Origin of the sequence: Kribbella sp. NPDC050281 (assembly GCF_040655855.1) — a bacterium.
Taxonomy (GTDB): Bacteria; Actinomycetota; Actinomycetes; order Propionibacteriales; family Kribbellaceae; genus Kribbella.
Map to the genome: position 1 here is coordinate 151,468 of NZ_JBFAKS010000016.1, position 17,827 is coordinate 169,294.

General features: G+C 68.1%; 18 protein-coding genes and 2 tRNA genes. 4 read left to right on the forward strand and 16 right to left on the reverse strand.

The window, feature by feature from the left end; genetic code table 11:
• Positions 1-8: 8 nt before the first annotated feature.
• Positions 9-695, forward strand: coding sequence for a 2'-5' RNA ligase family protein (locus tag AB0I34_RS19575; RefSeq protein ID WP_360446763.1), 687 nt, complete (start codon positions 9-11; stop codon positions 693-695).
• On the opposite strand, the gene AB0I34_RS19580 is transcribed toward AB0I34_RS19575, so the two are convergent.
• The 10 genes from AB0I34_RS19580 to AB0I34_RS19625 form a co-directional block, all read right to left on the reverse strand.
• Entirely contained in the window at positions 619-2,832 is a 2,214-nt protein-coding gene (locus AB0I34_RS19580) for an FAD-dependent oxidoreductase (RefSeq protein WP_360446765.1), read from the reverse strand. The genes AB0I34_RS19575 and AB0I34_RS19580 overlap by 77 nt on opposite strands.
• An 11-nt stretch (positions 2,833-2,843) precedes the next feature.
• Entirely contained in the window at positions 2,844-3,719 is an 876-nt protein-coding gene (locus AB0I34_RS19585; RefSeq protein WP_360446767.1) for a MurR/RpiR family transcriptional regulator, read from the reverse strand.
• 19 nt (positions 3,720-3,738) lie between these two features.
• The gene (locus AB0I34_RS19590; RefSeq protein ID WP_360446769.1) at positions 3,739-5,115 is read right to left on the reverse strand and encodes a hypothetical protein; all 1,377 of its coding nucleotides are present in this window, start codon (positions 5,113-5,115) and stop codon (positions 3,739-3,741) included.
• Positions 5,112-5,933 (reverse strand): carbohydrate ABC transporter permease, encoded by an 822-nt coding sequence (locus tag AB0I34_RS19595; RefSeq protein WP_360446771.1) that lies wholly within the window; start codon positions 5,931-5,933, stop codon positions 5,112-5,114. Before AB0I34_RS19595 ends, AB0I34_RS19590 begins: the two co-directional genes overlap by 4 nt.
• Positions 5,926-6,861: a sugar ABC transporter permease gene (locus AB0I34_RS19600; protein WP_360446773.1), complete on the reverse strand. Its 936-nt coding sequence runs from the start codon at positions 6,859-6,861 to the stop codon at positions 5,926-5,928. The genes AB0I34_RS19595 and AB0I34_RS19600 overlap by 8 nt, the downstream gene beginning before the upstream one ends.
• The gene (locus AB0I34_RS19605) at positions 6,861-8,159 is read right to left on the reverse strand and encodes an ABC transporter substrate-binding protein (RefSeq protein ID WP_360446775.1); all 1,299 of its coding nucleotides are present in this window, start codon (positions 8,157-8,159) and stop codon (positions 6,861-6,863) included. The genes AB0I34_RS19600 and AB0I34_RS19605 overlap by 1 nt, the downstream gene beginning before the upstream one ends.
• 106 nt (positions 8,160-8,265) lie before the next feature.
• Positions 8,266-9,804: a hypothetical protein gene (locus AB0I34_RS19610; RefSeq protein ID WP_360446777.1), complete on the reverse strand. Its 1,539-nt coding sequence runs from the start codon at positions 9,802-9,804 to the stop codon at positions 8,266-8,268.
• 187 nt (positions 9,805-9,991) lie between these two features.
• Positions 9,992-11,017: a UDP-N-acetylmuramate dehydrogenase gene (locus AB0I34_RS19615; RefSeq protein WP_360446779.1), complete on the reverse strand. Its 1,026-nt coding sequence runs from the start codon at positions 11,015-11,017 to the stop codon at positions 9,992-9,994.
• A complete protein-coding gene (locus AB0I34_RS19620) occupies positions 11,014-11,421 on the reverse strand; it encodes a MaoC/PaaZ C-terminal domain-containing protein (RefSeq protein WP_360446781.1) in 408 nt (135 codons plus the stop codon). The genes AB0I34_RS19615 and AB0I34_RS19620 overlap by 4 nt, the downstream gene beginning before the upstream one ends.
• A complete protein-coding gene (locus tag AB0I34_RS19625; protein WP_360446783.1) occupies positions 11,418-11,840 on the reverse strand; it encodes a MaoC family dehydratase N-terminal domain-containing protein in 423 nt (140 codons plus the stop codon). Before AB0I34_RS19625 ends, AB0I34_RS19620 begins: the two co-directional genes overlap by 4 nt.
• A 240-nt stretch (positions 11,841-12,080) precedes the next feature.
• Here AB0I34_RS19625 and AB0I34_RS19630 point away from each other — a divergent pair, with 240 nt between their 5' ends.
• Entirely contained in the window at positions 12,081-12,827 is a 747-nt protein-coding gene (locus AB0I34_RS19630) for a (2Fe-2S)-binding protein (protein WP_360446785.1), read from the forward strand.
• Between the two features lie 93 nt (positions 12,828-12,920).
• Here AB0I34_RS19630 and rpmG read toward each other — a convergent pair whose 3' ends face one another.
• From rpmG to AB0I34_RS19650, 4 genes are all read right to left on the reverse strand, one after another.
• Positions 12,921-13,088 carry a 50S ribosomal protein L33 gene (gene rpmG / locus AB0I34_RS19635; protein ID WP_131361122.1) on the reverse strand — a complete coding sequence of 56 codons (168 nt, stop codon included), beginning with the start codon at positions 13,086-13,088 and terminating at the stop codon, positions 12,921-12,923.
• A gap of 62 nt (positions 13,089-13,150) precedes the next feature.
• Positions 13,151-13,224 (reverse strand) — tRNA-Met (locus AB0I34_RS19640).
• Between the two features lie 50 nt (positions 13,225-13,274).
• Positions 13,275-13,347, reverse strand: a tRNA-Thr gene (locus AB0I34_RS19645).
• 128 nt (positions 13,348-13,475) lie between these two features.
• Positions 13,476-14,438: an NAD-dependent epimerase/dehydratase family protein gene (locus AB0I34_RS19650; RefSeq protein ID WP_360446787.1), complete on the reverse strand. Its 963-nt coding sequence runs from the start codon at positions 14,436-14,438 to the stop codon at positions 13,476-13,478.
• A 336-nt stretch (positions 14,439-14,774) separates the two neighbouring features.
• Here AB0I34_RS19650 and AB0I34_RS19655 point away from each other — a divergent pair, with 336 nt between their 5' ends.
• Positions 14,775-15,677, forward strand: coding sequence for a M23 family metallopeptidase (locus tag AB0I34_RS19655; RefSeq protein WP_360446789.1), 903 nt, complete (start codon positions 14,775-14,777; stop codon positions 15,675-15,677).
• Here AB0I34_RS19655 and AB0I34_RS19660 read toward each other — a convergent pair.
• Positions 15,667-16,506: an alpha/beta hydrolase gene (locus AB0I34_RS19660; RefSeq protein ID WP_360446791.1), complete on the reverse strand. Its 840-nt coding sequence runs from the start codon at positions 16,504-16,506 to the stop codon at positions 15,667-15,669. The genes AB0I34_RS19655 and AB0I34_RS19660 overlap by 11 nt on opposite strands.
• The gene (locus AB0I34_RS19665; RefSeq protein ID WP_360446793.1) at positions 16,506-17,012 is read right to left on the reverse strand and encodes a GNAT family N-acetyltransferase; all 507 of its coding nucleotides are present in this window, start codon (positions 17,010-17,012) and stop codon (positions 16,506-16,508) included. The genes AB0I34_RS19660 and AB0I34_RS19665 overlap by 1 nt, the downstream gene beginning before the upstream one ends.
• 62 nt (positions 17,013-17,074) lie before the next feature.
• On the opposite strand from AB0I34_RS19665, the gene AB0I34_RS19670 reads away from it, so the two are divergent.
• Entirely contained in the window at positions 17,075-17,731 is a 657-nt protein-coding gene (locus AB0I34_RS19670) for a M15 family metallopeptidase (RefSeq protein WP_360446795.1), read from the forward strand.
• Positions 17,732-17,827: the final 96 nt, after the last annotated feature.

Genomic DNA, 17,827 nt, shown 5'->3' on the forward strand with positions numbered 1-17,827 from the left:
GCCCGTCGATGTTCGAAGAAGTCCACGACCACTGGTACTGGCGCCCCGGATGGCGCGCCGACCGTTCCTTCTACACCTGGCACGTCACGTTCGCGGACCGATCGGAGATGGCCGCGTTGCATGCGTCGTACGCCGATCTGGTCGACGACCTCCCCGGCTTCACGCCCGTGCCGCTGGAGTGGTTGCACCTCACCCTGCAGGGCATCGGCTTCACCGACCGGGTGCCGGAGTCCGACCTGGCAGACATCGTCAAAGCCACTCGTCACCGGGTCACCCGCCTCGGCTCGTTCCCCGTCGGCATCGGCCCGGCCGTCCTCGACCGCGAGTCCATCCAACTCCCGGTCCGCCCGATCGAACCGCTCCAGCACCTCCGCGACCTCACCCGAGCCGCCATCACCGACGTCTGGGGCGACGACGCCGTCCCCGAACTCCCCGAACTCAACCCCCACATCACCATCGCCTACTGCAACCACCCGGCCCCCGCAGCCCCCATCACCACCCGCATCCTCAACCACCCACCCCGCTCAACCGCCGTCTCCATCACCACCCTCACCCTCCTGTCCCTCACCAGAACCCACCACCTCTACCACTGGACCCCCTCGAGACGATCCCCCTGGATCAGTAGGCGCGGAGGGAGATTATGTGGGCTCGGGGGGAGCCGTTGGTGGTGTGGGGTTTTAGGCGGAGGTGGGTGATGGGGGTCGGGGCGGGGAGGGGGTGGCGGTGGGTTCGGTGGTGGTTGTTGGTGACGGTGGCGATGGGGTGCCAGTCGGCGGTGCCGTTGCGAGCCTCGAGGGTGTAGGACTCGAGGAGGGTGGGGAGCGACGTGAAGGGCGTGCGGTGGTGGTGGAGGTTGATGAGGTCCTCTTCGACGTCGTCGTCGAGGATCACGACAACCTCGGAGACATCCACCGGCGCGGACCAGCTGAGTTCGATCCACGGGTCGGGGTCCCAGGCGAGGTCTTCGGAGGACCAGAGGTTGGGGCCGCCGTACGGGCGGGAGTAGCTGCCGATCACCTTCTCCGGTGCGTACGCCGACGTCTCCCCCAGGCGAAGGCACAGACCAGCCCGCGGCAGGATGTGCTTCCAGGCGCGGAACTGTTCGGTCCACTGCTCATCAGGCGACGGGTCGCGATGCGTGAAGTAGATGATCCCGGGCAACCCCGTCGCCGCCGTATGGACGGAGACAGAGGCGTTCTGCTTGAGAACCACGATCACGTTGCCGGGGTAGTCCGGACGATAGTCGACAAGTACGTCGATCCACCGCTTCTCCCCCGCGGGCACGGGCACATAGCGCGAGTCGATCAACGCCAACGGCAGATAGTTCTGTGGGTTGACCGGATCGTGCAGCTCGACGGTCAGTACGGCGTCTTCGGCTGCGTCGACCAACAGCTCCAGACGATCCAGCGCAGGATCGACCGGCACGACCATCGCGAGATCGGTCTCCAACGGCAACGTGCCCGACGAGACCTCGACAGCCGGATGGGTCAACGTCGACGAGGCCGTGACGGCGGCCCGCAGAGCAAGGTTGGCCGGATCATCGTCCACAAGACCGAGGACGGAGCCATCGGCACGAGTGAGCGCATGCCGCATCAACTCGAAGCGCGAGGACGCCAACTCACGCGGTGACAAGCCGTTGCGCAGGGCAACAGCAGCCCCGATGCCGGCCGCCTCCCCCAGAATCGCGCAGGTCGCCATCACCCGGGTCGTGCCGAACGCGACGTGACTCGCACTGATGTTCCGGCCGGCCATCCACAGGTTGCGCACACTCCGCGAGTACAGCGACCGCAGCGGAATGTGGTAGTTCCCATCCGGATGCCAGTGCTTCGACCCGCGCTCGCTCGCATAGACCCCACCAGGCGGGTGCAGATCGATCGACCACCCACCGAACGCGACCCGATCCTCGAACAGCGTCTGCCCGAGTACGTCGTGCTGCGTCAGCACGTGATCCCCGAGGAACCGGCGGTACTCACGCTTCCCCGGCACCGACCCGATCCACTCCAGGGTCAGGGTGTCCGCGTCGAACCGGCCCGAGTTCTTGATGTAGTTCCAGATCCCGTAGACGACCGCCTGCAGTTCGTCCCGGATCGCCTCGTTGTCGTCGACGACGTCGAGCTCTCCACCCCACTCGATCCACCAGTACGCGCATCCGTTCAGGTCCGACCGGATCACGCGGCGATCCGGGATCGCGGTCTCGGTGATGTCGCGCGCGAACGACGGCGGCACGAACCGCACCGGTGCGCCGGTGTCCTTCGTGTAGAAGAGGATCGTGCTGCCGAGCGTGTCGTTGTCCGGTACGTCCGGCGCCCACGACTCGTCGTACATCGTCCGCGGCTCGCGTCCGGTCCGGTACTCCGCTCCCGCGAGCAACCCGACCAGGCCGTCGCCCGAGCAGTCGGCGTACGCCGGGCTGACGAACCGGATCTCCTTCTCCGATCCCATCTGCCAGCCGGTCACCGACCGGATCTCCCCGTCAAGAGCCTCGACGGTCCGTACGTCGGTGTTCAGGAACAGCTGGATCCGGGGCTCCGCGCGGACCGCCTCCAGCAGCACGAGATCCCAGTAGTACGGATTCCCCTCGGGGTTGCGGTACTGGTTCTCCACGAACAGCTCGCCCATGATCCCGGTCTCCCGGGCGAAGTGCTGGACGCCGTGTGCGGTCGCGCCGCACACCCACACCCGCACCTCGCTGGAGGAGTTGCCGCCGAGCACCGGCCGGTTCTGGACCAGGGCCACCGTGCTCCCCTGCCGGGCCGCGCCGATCGCGGCGCAGATGCCGGCGAGCCCTCCGCCGACGACGGTCAGATCGGTCTGGATTTCGAGCTTCTGCATGCAGGAACCTTTCAGCTGTCAGGTGTGATGACGGGTTGTCCGGGCCCGTTCGGGTGGTTGGCGGTGAGGTGGTCCGGGACGCGCTGCGCGACCAGGACGAACAGCAAGCCGGCGGTCAAGGTGTCACTGGCCCGCCCGGCGAAGAACTCGGTCCAGGTCCCACCGACCGGCGTACCGGTGTCGAAGACGACCTCCGCCACCCGACCGATCGGTGAGTCCGCGACCCCGGTGATCGCGACCGTCAGCGCGCCCCCGGCCTTCGAGCGCTTGATGAACTCCAGCGTGGCCGGATCGTTGCCCTGCCGGGTCACGACCAGCGCGACGTCCCCGGATTCCAGCAGCCCGCTGCCGATCGACCCGGCCTGCGGTCCGTCGAAGAACCACACCGGGATCCCGATCCGCAGCAACCGGATGTACAGCTCGCGGGCCGGGATCGCGTCGCCCCACTCCCCATAGATATGGGTACGTCGTGCGCCCGCGATGGAATCGGCGACCCGGGCGGCCGCCGCCAGGTCGATCGACGCCAGCGCGTTGCGGAGAGCATTCGCCTGGGTACTGGCCAGCACGTTGAGCACCTGTTCGGGCGGGTCCGCCGGACCGATCGCCATCCCGATGTCACTCGCCCAGCCGGCCTCGATCCCGCGGCCGACCTCCATCGCCAGGGCAGCCCGGAGTGCGGGGTACCCGGCGAACCCGAGGTGCGTCGACAACCGGGTCACCGTCGCCGCCGAGGTCTGCGCGGCCTCGGCGAGCTTGGTGATCGACCCGCGCGCGACCTCGTCCGGGTTCGCCTGGATGTGCTCGGCGACCCGCTGCATCGCACCGTTCAGCTCCGGCAGGGCACGCTTGACCAGCTGCAACGGGCTCGGGCTGTCAGCTCTCTCCATGTCTCCCATTCCGCGATCATCACGTATAGACGAACTGGGCACTCGCCACACCGTCGGTGTCGCTGACGACCCGCACCCAGTGCGCGCTGAACCCGGGCGGGAACACGTGCGTCCGGATCTGCCCCGGCTCGACCGTCAACTCCGTGACCGCCCCGAAGCGCCCGTGCCCGTGGAAGTCGATCTCGACAGTGATCGTGAGCGGATCGGCCGAGAAGTTCTCCAGATGCAGGCACTTCCCGTCGAAGCCCGTCATCAGATACGGATCCGACGGCACGCCGGCGGCGACCGGCGTCTCCCACCACGGACCACCCCACCCAGCCGGCTTGCCGAAGCTCCACAGGTCGTCCGTCTTCCCGAACCACAGCCCGGACTGCGGCTCGGCCGTCGTCGGGTTGAGTCCGTGACTCGGCGAGGCGTTGTCCGCACCGGCGACGAGCATGCCGCGCCAGGAACAGAAGTCGCCCAGCACCCACAGATGGGTCGAGATCGGCCGCACGCCCCAGATCCGGCCGCCGTACGCCCAGGGCGACAGCTCGTAGAACATGCCGTGGTGATCGAGCAGGAGCCGCTCGTGCTCGACCTCCCGGATCCGCGGCCACTCGGTCTGCCACTTGTGGTCGAAGCAGTGCGACGCCTTCGGCAGCCGGTACCGCGTCCACTTCTGGTCGGCCTCCGTGAACACCTCGAGGATCGCCGACGCCCGGTCCCACCCGGTCGCGAAGATGGTCCCGCCGAACTCGTGCCGGCCGCCGATCGCGGTGTAGGGGTCATCCCGCAGTACCTTCCACGATCGGCCGTCGTACTCCGCCAGCCGCCCGCGCGACCGAACGCCTTCCCACTCGGGCTCGGCGTACTCGTTGGAGCAGACCACCAGCCGGCCGAACGACGTGTAGCAGTCCTTGTAGTGGACCTTCATCTCGCCGTCCGTGCCGAGCTCGTCGTTGAGGTCGAAGAGCTGCGTGCACTCGTACGTCGTCAGGTCCAGCTCGAGCAGCTCACCTTCCATCGCCAGCACGTACACGTGGGTGTCCGGCTTGGTCAGGTGCCGCGACGTACCGCAGACCCGGAGCGGCTGGAGCTCGGGGATCGTGACGATCTTGTGGTCGGCACTGATCACGTGCGGCCCGAGCACCAGCTGCGACGTCGGGAAGTGCACGAACCGGTTGGTGTAGGTGCCGTCCACACCGAGGGTCTCGGCGACGATCTCCATCGACAGGTCGGCGTCGATCCGCCGGAGACTGACGCCGGCACCGGACGGCGCCTTGTGGGAGTTGTAGTTCTGGACGTAGAGCTTCCCGTTCCACGGCATCAGCGAACCGACGCCGAGCTCGCTGCGCGGCGGACCGAAGTCGCCGACCTGCGCGAGATCCGGGAAGACACCTGAGACGTTGATCATTTGATCCCTGTGTGAGTCATGGCCGCGATGAAGCGGCGTTGCAGGACGACGAAGACGACCAGCACCGGGACGATCGAGATCACCGAGGCGGCCATGGTCAGACCCGGGGCGATCTGCCCCTGCTCGTCGACGAAGTTGGTCAGGCTGAGCGGCAGGGTGTAGCGCTCCGGGTTGCTGATCAGCACCAGCGGTGTCTCGTAGTCGTTCCACGACCAGACGAACGCCAGGATGCCGAGTGCGCTGATCACCGGTGTTGCCAACGGCAAGTAGATCCGGGTGAACACCCGCCACTCGTTCGCGCCGTCCATCCGGGCCGCTTCGGCGAACTCGGCCGGCTGACTGACGAAGAACTGCCGCATCAGGAACGTCCCGAGCACCGTGAACATGCCAGGCAGGATGAGCGCCCACAATGTGTCGTAGAGCCCGAGCTTCTGGAAGTAGATGAACCGCGGTACGAGCAGCAACTGTGCCGGGATGATCGCGGTCGCCAGGTAGACCAGGAACAGCTTGTCCCGGCCCTTGAACGACATCCGCGCGAACGCGTAACCGGCCATCGTCGCAGTGATCAGTTCCCCGGCGACCCGCAGGACGGCGACGAACACCGACCGCCCGAACGCCGGCAGCACCGAGGTGGCCCCGCTCAGTACCGTGCTGAAGTTGTCCCACTGGAACGGATCCGGGATCCACTGCATCGGGATCTTGTACGCGTCCACGTCCTGCTTGAGCGCGGTCGACAGCATCCACGCGAACGGCGCGAGGAAGGCGATCGCGAGGATCCACAGCGGGATCCCCCAGTACCACTTGGCGCGCTTAGTCATGCAGAGCCCTCCCTCGCTGGGCCCGCCAGGTCACCAGGGTCAGCACCAGGACGCCGACGAAGGTCACCAGGCCGATCGCCGAGGCATAGCCGAACCGGTAGAACTGGAAGCCCGTCTGGTACATGTAGTAGGAGATCGTCGTGGTCGAGTCGCCCGGTCCGCCGGCGGTGATCAACGCGATCAGGCCGAAACCCTGCGACGCACCGATGATCAGCGTGACCAGCAGGAAGATCGTTGTCGGAAGCAACGACGGCCAGGTGATCACGCGGAACTTCACCCACACCCCGGCGCCGTCGATGTCGGCCGCCTCGTACAGTTGCCGCGGCGCGTCCTGCAGCGCGGACAGGTAGATCAGCGAGCAGTAGCCGACGCCACCCCACACCGCCATCACGATCAGCGCCGGCAGCGCCCAGTGCGACGAGGCGAACCAGCCCGGTTGCACCCCGAAGACGTCGAGCACCTGGTTGACCAGGCCCGCCTTCGGGTTCATCAGCATCAGCCAGGTCATGCCGATCGCGACGATGTTGACGATGTACGGCAGGAAGAAGATCGCCCGGAGTACGGCGCGGCCCGGCAGCGGCCGGTTGAGCGCGATCCCGAGACCCAGTCCGAGGACGACGGTCAGCGGCACGGACACCCCGACGTACACGAGGGTCAGGCCGACCGCGCTCCAGAAGCCGGGGTCGCGGGCGATGGCGATGAAGTTGTCGAGACCGTTGAACTTGATGCCGCCGAGGCCGGACACCAGGTTCCAGTCGGTGAAGGCGAGCACGATCACGCTGATCAGCGGGATCAGGGTGAACGCGATGACGCCGAGCAGGTTGGGCGCGATGAACAGCAGCCCGATCCAGCCCTTCGGCTTGATCCCGGGGCCCGGATCGGCCCGGACCGTGGTCCTTTCCGCGGCGACGACGGTGGCGGTGGCCATCAGGAACTCCTCTCGTTCCGGGCGATCGCGGCGTCGGCGACCCGGCGTACCTCACGGATCGCCGCGCCGGGGTCCTTCTCGCCGAGCCAGCACAGGTCCTTCTGCTGCTTCACCGCGAGGGTGATCTCGGGGAACCCGGCCAGCCGGGTGTCGGTCGCGAGCTTCGGTTCCGCGTCCAGCACGACACGGCGGAACGACTCGACGTCGAAGTACTTCTCAGGTTCCTTGCCGAGCATGCCGGTGAGCACCTGGTCGTCGGTGACGTTGCCCAGCGTCGGCAGCTTGCCGCCCGCGAGCATCGGCGTGGACCCCTCGGTGAGCCAGAACTTCACGAACTCCCAGGCCGCCTCGGCCTTCGGCGACTTCGGGTTGACCATGACGAAGTTGTTGTAGCTGCCGCCGTTCCAGTCCTGGCCGTCGACGGTCGGGGGTGGCGCGAACGAGACCTTGAAGTCGTGCGGGAACTTCTTCGGGTCGTACAGGTACCGCAGGTTGAACGGTGCGGTCGGCCAGAGGTGGAACTCCTCGCCGAGGAACGAGTTCTGCTGGTACGAGTCCAGGTGCCGGGCGAGCACCTCGGTCCACGGGAATGCGGACCCCTCCCGGATCATGTCCTGGCCGATCCGGAAGCTCTGCTCGAAGTGCGGATCACCGAAGTTCGAACGATCGCCGTCGTACCAGTAGTTCGGGCCGAGCGCGATCCGGGCGACGTCGGGGACGGTGTACGCGCCGATGGTCTTCGCGGTGGTCAGCTTCTTCGCGGTCTCGCGGTACTCGTCGATCGTCCACTGCTGCGGAAGGTCGACGTCGGCCTGCTGCCGGAGCTTCTCGTTGAACAGTACGAAGAACGGCTCACGCGCGGTGGCGAGCGCCTTGATCCGGCCGTCGTCGAGGTACGCCCGCGGTTGATCGGTGTCGAGGAACACCTTCAGTTGCGGGTCCTGGGTCACTCGGTCGGTCAGGTCCGCGGCCAGCCCGGACCCGGCCCGGAGCGCGAGCGACGCCGGCGAGTAGGTGAAGTACACGTCGATGTCGACACCACCCTGCAGCGCGGTGTCCAGCTTCAGATTGCCGCGGGCGTCGTTCACGAACCGCGTGTAGTTCACCTTGTACTGCGGGAACCGCTGCTCGAACGCTTTGACCACGTTCGCCGGCCCGGATGCGGCCGGCACTCCACCCCAGACCTGCAGCACAGCCGACCGCGCTCCCCCACCAGAGCACCCGGGCACCACCGTCGCCAGCGCCCCCGCACCAAGCCCGGCCAGCACCTCCCGCCGCGAAAATCTTTTTCGCCTCACACCCCACCTCCCATCGAATCCCGCAAAAGATTAGCGACGCGAGTCGAGCAGGGGAAGACCTAGCTGCAAATCTTTTTCAGCAGACTGTCCGGCGCGCTGAGCAGGCTCACCTGAAGCGGTACAGATAGAGCCAAGCGACCGACAGCACTGTCCCGAGCTGCACCAGCGGAAAGAACGCGCTGTCGGCGCCGGCCGCGATCCCACCTGCGAACGAGGCGGCAGCCAGGACCGGTAGGAGGAACAGCGTGCGCCGGGTCGACCAGTGCCAGGCCCGCCGTCGCCGGCCGGCCCCGGGACGAGGGATCCCCGCCTCGTCGCGGGCAGGCACGGCCACCCGCACCGCGTCGGGCGCTGCGGCATCGATGAGTTCGATCGCCTTCCGGCCACGCCGCCAGAACTCCGGCTCGACGACGAGCTGGTACCCGTCCCGACGGACCAGCGCGCGCCCACCGTCCGGATAGACGACCATCGCCGCCAGGTCGTCGAACCGGGCTTCGACGCCGATCGCCTCACCGCCGCGGTACACCCCGTGGCCGGTGACACGAAGCTGCTGTTTCGTCCGCCGCACAGAACGGAACCGATCGCCGCCGGCCGGCTCCCAGACCGTCGGCATACGGAGCCAGCTGAGCGGTGCCTCCAGCTCGATGGCCGGGTCCGCCGAGATCAGCAGACTCGCGAAGACGTCCTTGGCGACGTCCCGGACCCCGGCCGGGGTGACGCGCCGAAGCTCCTCGATCATCTGGTCCCGGTCTGTGACCGGGCGACCGGCCAGCAGCTCCCGGATCGCGCCGGCCGGCTGCCACCGACCGGCCGGGTCGTCCTGCAGCTCGGCGATCTGCTGAGCGATCTGGTCGCGCAGGTCGGCCTCCGCGACGCCGTCCGTCATCAGCCGCCGCAGGACTCTGACCGCTTCGTCGGTCGCCGTGGGTACGGCCTCAGGAAGGAGATCGATCCCGGCGAGCAGCACGGCCTGTGCGGCGTCGACCGGCTCATACCCCTGCCACGCGCTGTAGCCGACGCCGGATCCCGTCCGGAAGTGCGCATGGAGCTCACGCTGCAGGGCGCCCGCCAGCACGGTCGCCTCGGTCGAACGGCGTACGACGCCTGACAGCGCCACCCCGTCAAGACGATCGGGGAACGCCGCCGGAGTGTGTTGTTCGCACGGCACTGCGGCAGGTACCGCTACGCGCGGACCGTCCGGCAGCAGGAGGCGCAGGCCTGCCGGTGGGGGTCCGGTCAGAGCCAGGCCGGCATTCCCGCGGACGAACATCGTCCGCAGCCACTCCGCCAGGCTTTCCGGACCCGCCTGGCCGAGGCCGAACTGCTCGTACCCCACCAGCCCCGGACCCTGGGCGCCGTACCTCCAGAACAGCTGGGATTCCGTGGGGCCGGCCGACCGCCGAGCCGACTCGGCCTGCAGGACCCGCCGCTCGTGGTCGATCGCACCCCAGTCCGGGTCGGTCAGCCAGGTACACACGTCCGCGAGCGACCGAGTCACCTCGTCCGGTTCACCCGCCACCGCGAAGGCTGTGTGAAGGAGGCTGACCTGTCCGTTCACCGGCGTCCGGATCGACTCGCGACCGTGCAACGCCAGATGCTCGATCAGGTGCAGCCGACCCGCAGTGGGCAGACGCTCGTCCACCATGCCCGCACGGAACCACAGACTCGCTTGCAGTCTTCCTTCACCAGCCACCCAGTAGACCGGTACCCCGTCCACCTCGGTGTGCCTGAGCGCGTCGGCCCCCATCCCCACCCTCCCCAGTGTCGGAGGATGATGACACACCGCCCTGATCAGCGGGTAGCGAATTGCATCAAGCTGCAACGCCGGTGGATCACAGGGTGCAGTTCACCAGGACTGGTTCGTTGGTGAGGGTGATGGCGAAGGCTTGGTGGACCTGGGTGCGGACGTGGGCGGCCAGGGAGAGGAGTTCCTTGGCGGTGGCGTTGCCGCGGTTGGTGAGGGCGAGGGTGTGTTTGGTGGAGACGGCGGCGGAGCCGATCGTGAAGCCCTTGGAGACGCCGGCGTGTTCGATCAGCCAGGCGGCGCTGGTCTTCACGCGGCCGTCGGGCTGGGGCCACTGCGGCGCACCCGCGGGTACGTCGGCCGCCGTGTCCAGGATCGGGTTGGTGAAGAACGACCCGGCGCTCCACGTGTCGTGGTCGTCCGGGTCCAGCACCATGCCCTTGCTGCGCCGCAACCCCAGCACGGCTTCCCGTACGTCGGTCATCGGCGCCCGCGACCCCGGCTCGACATCCAGTACCCGCGCCAGTTCGGCGTACCCGACCGGTGCGGACAGGTCGCCGAGCGGCAACTGGAAGGTGACCTCGAGTACGACGTACCGCGACGGGTCGGCCTTGAAGCGCGAGCTCCGGTAGCTGAACCCGCAGTCGGCGGCGAACATCGTGCGAACCGCGTTGTCGACCCGGTCCCAGACGCGGACCGACGCGATCGTCTCGGCCACCTCGTGCCCGTAGGCGCCGACGTTCTGCACCGGCGTCGACCCGGTCAGACCCGGGATGCCGGACATCGACTCGAGCCCGCTCCACTCCTCGGCGATCGCGCGCTGGACGACGACATCCCAGTCCTCACCGGCGGCGATGTGAACCATTGCCCCGGAGCACATGTCAGCGTCCACGCGGATGCCACGCGTCGCGATCTTGACCACCGTGCCGCGGAATCCGTCGTCGCCGATCACCACGTTGCTGCCGCCCGACAGCAGCAGCACTGGCTCCCCGGCGGCGTCGGCGTCGCGGACCGCGGTGATCAGGTCGTCCTCGGTGCTGACCTCGACGAGCTTGTCGGCCAACCCTCCGATCCGCAGGGTGGTGAAGTCGGCCAGGCGTACATGCGTAGTCACGAGACGCGCACAACCGCCCTGGCCCGGCCGAGCACCTTCTCCTCGCCGGCGATCGCGGTGATGTCGAACTCGGCCAGTCCGTCGGCGACCTTGTCGGCCTTCGCCGAGAACGTCACGCTCGCACCCTTGTCGTCATCCGGTACGACGACCGGCTTGGTGAACCGTACGCCGTACTCCACGAGGTCCGCCGGGTCGTCCAGCCAGTCGGTGACGACGCGGACCGCGGTCGCCATCGTGAGCATGCCGTGCGCGATCACGCCGGGCAGCCCGAGCGCGGCGGCCATCCGGTCGCTCCAGTGGATCGGGTTGAAGTCGCCGCTGGCACCGGCGTACCGGACCAGGTCGTCACGTCGAAGCGTCACGGTCAACGGGGGCAACTCGAGGCCCGGTGAAGCGGTCTTCATGCGCCCGCCCGGTTGTGCGAGATCGTGGAGGTCGAGGTGGCGATCGGTTGGCCGTCGACGGTGGTCAGGGCGGTCTCGTACATGATCACCTCGACGTCACCGGCCTTGCGCACGGTGGTGATGGTCGCGGTCGCGGCGATGTCGTCGCCGGCCTTGATCGGGCGGGTGTAGCTGAACTTCTGCGCGCCGTGCACGATCCGGTCCAGCCGCAGTCCGAGCTCCTCGTCGCTCAGCAACTGCTCCAGCGCCCGGCTGCCCAGCATGAACGCGAAGGTCGGCGGCGCGACCGCATCGGCACCCCGGTACGCCGGGTTGGGGTCGCCGATCGCGTCGGCGAACTCGCGGATCTTCTCCCGGCCCACCTGGTAGGACTCGGCGGCCGCATAGCTCCGGCCGACCATCGTGGCGTCGATCGTCATATCGCAAGAGCCTACTGGCAGACTGCGAGAGCGTGCCTGCCAGTCCCATGCCGTAGCGAGCAGGTGCTCGGTGCGGTGCATCGGCGTGCTGGAGTGAAGGCCTCGATGTGGTTCCATCGTGGCCTTTGCTCCAGTGCGGCGAGGTGCCGTGCCGAGTGCCGCGCAGTAGGCATGGGACTGGCAGGTACGCTCTTTCTCCGAGTGCCGCCACCCACTCAACCGAACTGGGGAAGGTTGAACGTGACGGCTGTGGCGGCGCTGGCCAGGTACGCGCCTCGGTACAAACTGGAGATCGGTGAGCCGGCGGGCTCCGAGTGGCTTCGGGTCGATCGGATTCTGGAGCCGGACGGCCCCGAGCTCACCGAGCTCCTCAAGCGCGACAACGACGCCAGCGGTCACCGCAGCGCCCATGCCAACGCGCTCAGCTTGATGTCCTTCTACGCCGGCCGCGCCCCCGCGACCGCGCTCCTGCTGTGGGCCGTCGAGGGACATGTCCTGGACATCCGCCCGCACAACCTCTGGGTCCGCCCGCATGACGGTCACGGCCTCGCCGCCGTCGCCGTGCGGTCGGCCGACTACCTCCCGGGCGGCCTGGAGACCCTGTACGACGTAGTCCTCCGCCAGCACCTCTTACCTCTGTCCGCCGAACTGCACCGGCGTACCCGGGCCGGTCTCCGGCAGCTCCACGGTGGGGTGGCGGCCGGTTCCGCGATGGGGTTCTGCGCCGCCACTCGCGAGGAGGAGACAGTCGAGCCGGCGTACCTGCTGGAGCGTTGGCAGACGTTCGTCGCCAAGGCGCCCGGCGACCTGGCCCGGCTGGGCGAGGTCGAGACCGCGGCCGGCAAGCTCGTCTACCTGCGGAGAACCTGCTGTCTCTACTACACCAGCGAGGTCGGCACCGGCACGCTCTGCGGCTCATGCTGCCTGACTCCGCGCGACGAGCGCCTGACCGCCTACGAGGGCGGCCGCCCGATCCTCACGGTCTGAGCCCAACGAAAGGGGCCGGTCCAGCCGCAGCGAAACGGCATAGCGAAAGGGCCGCTTCGGTGTCCGAAGCGGCCCTCGCGAAGAAAGCTGAGGTCAGCGGGTCTCGCGGTGGTCCGTGTGGTCGTTGCAGCGCGCGCAGTACTTCTTCATCTCCAGACGATCCGGGTTGTTGCGCCGGTTCTTCTTGGTGATGTAGTTGCGCTCCTTGCAGACCGTGCACGCCAGCGTGATCTTCGGGCGGATGTCGGTTGACTTGGCCACTGCTGCCTCTTCTGATCAGGAGCACGCAGGTTCCGCGCACTCTCGTAGTACTGGTCGGTGGGTAGCGGGGGCGGGAGTCGAACCCGCGACACCACGATTATGAGCCGTGTGCTCTAACCACCTGAGCTACCCCGCCGGGTGAGTTCGTCACCCCACCCGGCGGACCGGGCGAGATGCCGTGCTCAGAGCCCCTTTACGGAATCGAACCGTAGACCTTCTCCTTACCATGGAGACGCTCTGCCGACTGAGCTAAAGGGGCGGGCCGAGGAGAGAGATTACACGGTCCGCCGTCCCGATGTGAAATCGAGGCGGGCGCACCATGCGGTCCCCTCTGTCCGACCCGGAAAGCATACCGGTTCCCGTCACCTGCTTTGACCAAATTTCCGCCTAAGCGGACCCGGCAGCGGACTCGAGCGCGGCGTCGTCGGCCGAGAAGTCGTCCGAGCCGTCCGGCGGCGGGTTCTCCAGGTGCCAGCGGACCGAGGTCCGCAGCGTTCCGGCCGGGTCCGTCGGCTCCCAGCCGAGCATGGTGTGCGCCTTCCACGAATCCATCAGCAGGTGCTGGCTCAACGTCCCGGTGAGCTCCAGATCCGCCGGCAGCAGGTCGTCGCGGACCTTCACCAACTCGACGTCCTGGCCATCGACCGCTTCCAGGATCTGCTCGGCCAGCAATCCGTACGGCGCTGTCGTCGGCTCCACGATGTTGAAGGCCTCACCGCGCTGATCTCCTGCCAGGGCCAAGGAGACCGCCGCGGCGACATCACCGACGTACACACGGCTGAAGAGGAACTGCCCCGACCCGATCGGGATCCGCCGGCGACCGGCCCGGACCCGGCGCAGAACGAACTCGAACCGCCGCTGATAGTCGTGCTCCCCGTAGACGGCACCCAACCGCAGCACGGTGGCGCCGCGCGGCAGGTACCTCTCTTCCATCTCGAGGTTCTCGTACTGCGGTCCGTCGACGAAGCGTCGCGTCCGCAGCGGCGACCACTCACTCAAGGGCACCGCATCGGTGTTCCGGCCCGAGTGCAGGGCGTCGTACGCGCGGTAGACGTCGCAACTCGAGATCGCCACCAGCCTGACCGACTCCCCGACCGCGCCCAGCGCCGCGTCGGCCGCCGCCGCATTCATCCCGGAGACGTCGACCAGTGCCTCGGGGTCGAACGGCTTCAGCGCCGCAGCCAGCGCCGCACCGTCGTGTCGGTCCACGTGCGCGTGCTCAGCTTCGGGCAGCCCGGTGGGCTCATGCTCCCCGCGATGCACCACCAGAAGCGTGTGTCCGTCCGCCGCCAACTGCTCCGTCACTGCCCGTCCGATGAATCGGGTACCACCCAAGATCGCGATCCGCATGACATCAGTCCTACCCGCCGATCCGGGCCCGCGCAGCCTCCGTCTGCGATCAGCAGACGCCTGCGCAATGGCGCCTTATACCGGTCCAGCAGGTCTGCTCAGCGCCATTTCGCGCGTGATCCGCGTCACGGTGAAAACTCTTCACTTTCGCCGGGTTCGTACGCCTGAGCACACACAAGGCGGACAGAGCTGATCACAGCGCGTCGCGAAAATTCCGTGATCTCGTCGCGCGCAGCGTTTGAGGCTGTTGAGAGGTGCTCGTTATGGTCGATGGGCCGTCACCCCCTCAGGCGGCACACCCTCCCCTGGAAGGCCCCCGTGTCTCACCACCATGACGTGCCGGAAGCAGAGCGGCCGGCACTACGACGCCTGGCCACTGCGCGCCGGGTGGCCAAGCATCGCTTGTCCCGTCGGAACATCGGCCGCCGCGGCCAACTGATCGGCCTGACCGCCGCTCTCGCCGCCGCTGCCGGAACGACCGCGGTCGGCGTCTCGTCGTCCGCGACCGGACCCGCCCCGACCAGCACCGGCCTGAGCCCCTCACAGGCCGACGCTCTCACCGCGGCCCGGATCGATCGACGCGACCTCGGCTCGCGCGATGCCTCCCGCATCGACCTGGGCCTGGCCGCCACCCGCAAGGCGGCGGCCGACAAGGCCGCGAAGCAGCGCGCCGCTCGCCTGGCCGCGAACGCGACCCTGACCGAACGGCGGGCGTTGGCGCTGGCCTCCGCGAAGGCCGTCGCCGCCCGCAAGGCCGCTGCCAAGGCCAAGGCCCTCGCCGCGGCGAAGGCTGCCGCCCTCGCCAAGGCCAAGGCGGCCGCCGCGAAGGCCAAGGCCGCCCCGAAGATCGTCCTGCCGACCACCGGCTACCACCTGACCGCGCGCTTCGACCAGGCCGGCGGCCGCTGGGCCCACAACCACACCGGCCTGGACTTCGCCGCCCCGATGGGTACGCCGGTCCGCTCGGTGATGGCCGGCGAGGTCATCCAGGCCGACTACGAAGGCGCGTACGGCCGCCAGGTGAAGGTCCGGCATGCCGACGGCACGGTCACGTCGTACAGCCACATGTCGGAGTTCGACGTCTCGGTCGGCGACTCCGTGTCGGCCGGCAGCAAGGTCGGCGCCATCGGCATGACCGGCAACACGACCGGCCCGCACGTCCACTTCGAGGTCCTGCCCGGTGGCGGTTCCCCGATCGACCCGGAGCCGTGGCTCCGGGAGCACGGCGTCAACCCGTAGTTCCGAGGAACCTCACCACCGTGCTCACGAAGCCCTCGGCATCGTCGAGCCACGGATGGTGGGCGACTCCCGGCAGGATCACGAGCTGAGCCTGCGGGAAGACTCCGGCGAACCCGTCGGCGGCGACGGTGTCCGTGCCCCAGTCGAGAGCCCCGGCCAGCACCAAGGCCGGGGCTTCGACCTTTTCGAGTGCGGCCCGCGTCGCGGGCGGGTCGAAGGCGTCGGGTGAGTTGAACTGCCGGAGCGCGTCGAAGTTGGCGAGGCTGTCTTCGAACGCCTGGTGGGCCTGGGTTTCGGCGTCCCAGCGCGCGTACGACATCGGGTTGAGGGCGGCCCAGTCCGCGCCCTCACCGGTCTGGAGCGCCTCGAACGCCGCCGACACCTCGGCGTACCACGGCTCGTCCTTGCGTGACTCGAGGACCAGACGCCGCCGGTCCGCCGTCATGTCGATCCCGACCGATCGCGTCCCCGGAGTGGCGAACACCAGCTTCTCGATCCGCTCCGGGTACTCCGCGGCGTACCGGGTCACCAGACTCGCTCCCGCCGAGTGCCCGAGCAGCGTCATCCGCTCCAGACCCAAGTGCTCCCGCAGCGCCTCCAGGTCCGGCACTTGCCGATCACACCGCCAGTTCTCCGGCTCGCCCGGCCCACCGGACTCCCCAGTGCCTCGCAGGTCGACCGTCACCAGCTGCCGGTACGCCGACAGCCCGCCGAGATCTCCGAGGTAGGTACTCGACAGCATCCCGCCGGGCACACACACCACCGGCTCGCCCTCCCCCACGAGCCGATAGGCCAACTGGACTCCGTCGGGTGCAACGAAGGTGGTCATCAGAGCATCTTCGCCATGTCGAGCGCGGCGATGTAGGTGCCTTCGATGAGGAACTCGTTGGGGTGAGTGCCTTCGACCACGTAGCCGTGACGTTCGTAGAGGCGACGGGCGATGGCGTTGGTGCTGTGGACGTGCAGGGTGATCTTGCGGGCACCGCGGAGGCGCCCTTCGGCGGCGGCTGCTTCGAGCAGGGCAGATGCGACGCCGCGGCTGCGAGCAGTCTGGGCGACGGCGAGGCCATTGATAGCAAGGACACCGGCGCCTTCCGGAAATGGGTACTTGTCCTGCAATCGCAGATAGCCGACGACCTGTCCGTCGTACTCGGCGACCAGATGCGCCTCCGGACCGCTTCGTTCGAAGAAGCTCTCACGGACGGCGTCCTGGTACGACGGGAAGCCGGACGAGGCGTCCCACGACGTGCGGTCGATCTCGAGCAGGACAGTGTCGTCGGACTCGACGGCGCGGCGGACAGTGACTTCAGGTTCGGGCAGGCGTTCGTCACTCACGCGCACCATCCTCACCCCCCGACGAGGTCAGCCACCGCCAGGGCCGGCCATATCGAAAATGTATGCCGAAACGCAGACGCTGCGGCAACATCGGCCGGGTTGGACTGGTGGCCATGCTGACCGATCAACTCGTTGCCATCCGCAAACGCGAACGCCGGCTCTCAGCCCTGGCCGGGCCGGCGGTCGTTGCCGCGGTCATCAGTCTCACCGCGTCGTCCTGTACGGCGGTGTCCGCCCAGGACGACCCGCCACCGTCAACGGCCGGTGCGTCGTCGAAGAGCGGTCCGCCCGGAGCCGCGGACGGCGTACTGCCGGACCACACCTCGGCCTTCGACACCAGCCTGCCCGGCGTCGCGAACCTCGATCCGGCCCTGCGGAAGGCGGTCCAGCAGGCCGAGCAGGCGATGAAGGACAAGGGCATCAGCATGCAGGTGACCACGGGCTGGCGGAGCAAGAAGTACCAGCAAGAGCTGCTGGACAAGGCGATCCGCAAGTACGGCAGCAAGAAGAAGGCCCTGGAGTTCGTCGCCGAACCGGACGAGTCCCACCATGTCACCGGCCACGCGGTCGACATCGGCCCGACCGAGGCAGACGACTGGCTGATCCGCAAGGGTGCACAGTTCGGTCTGTGCCAGACATTGTCCAACGAGATGTGGCACTTCGAGCTCGTCACGAAGCCTGGCGGCACCTGCCCACCGATGACGGACCCGACGGACTAGCTGTACCGGGACAAGACGTTGGTGGCAGGTGAGTTGGGGTTGACGTGAGGAGAACCTCCGGTTGGGGTGTGGCTTGTCGAAGGCTTCACACTCACC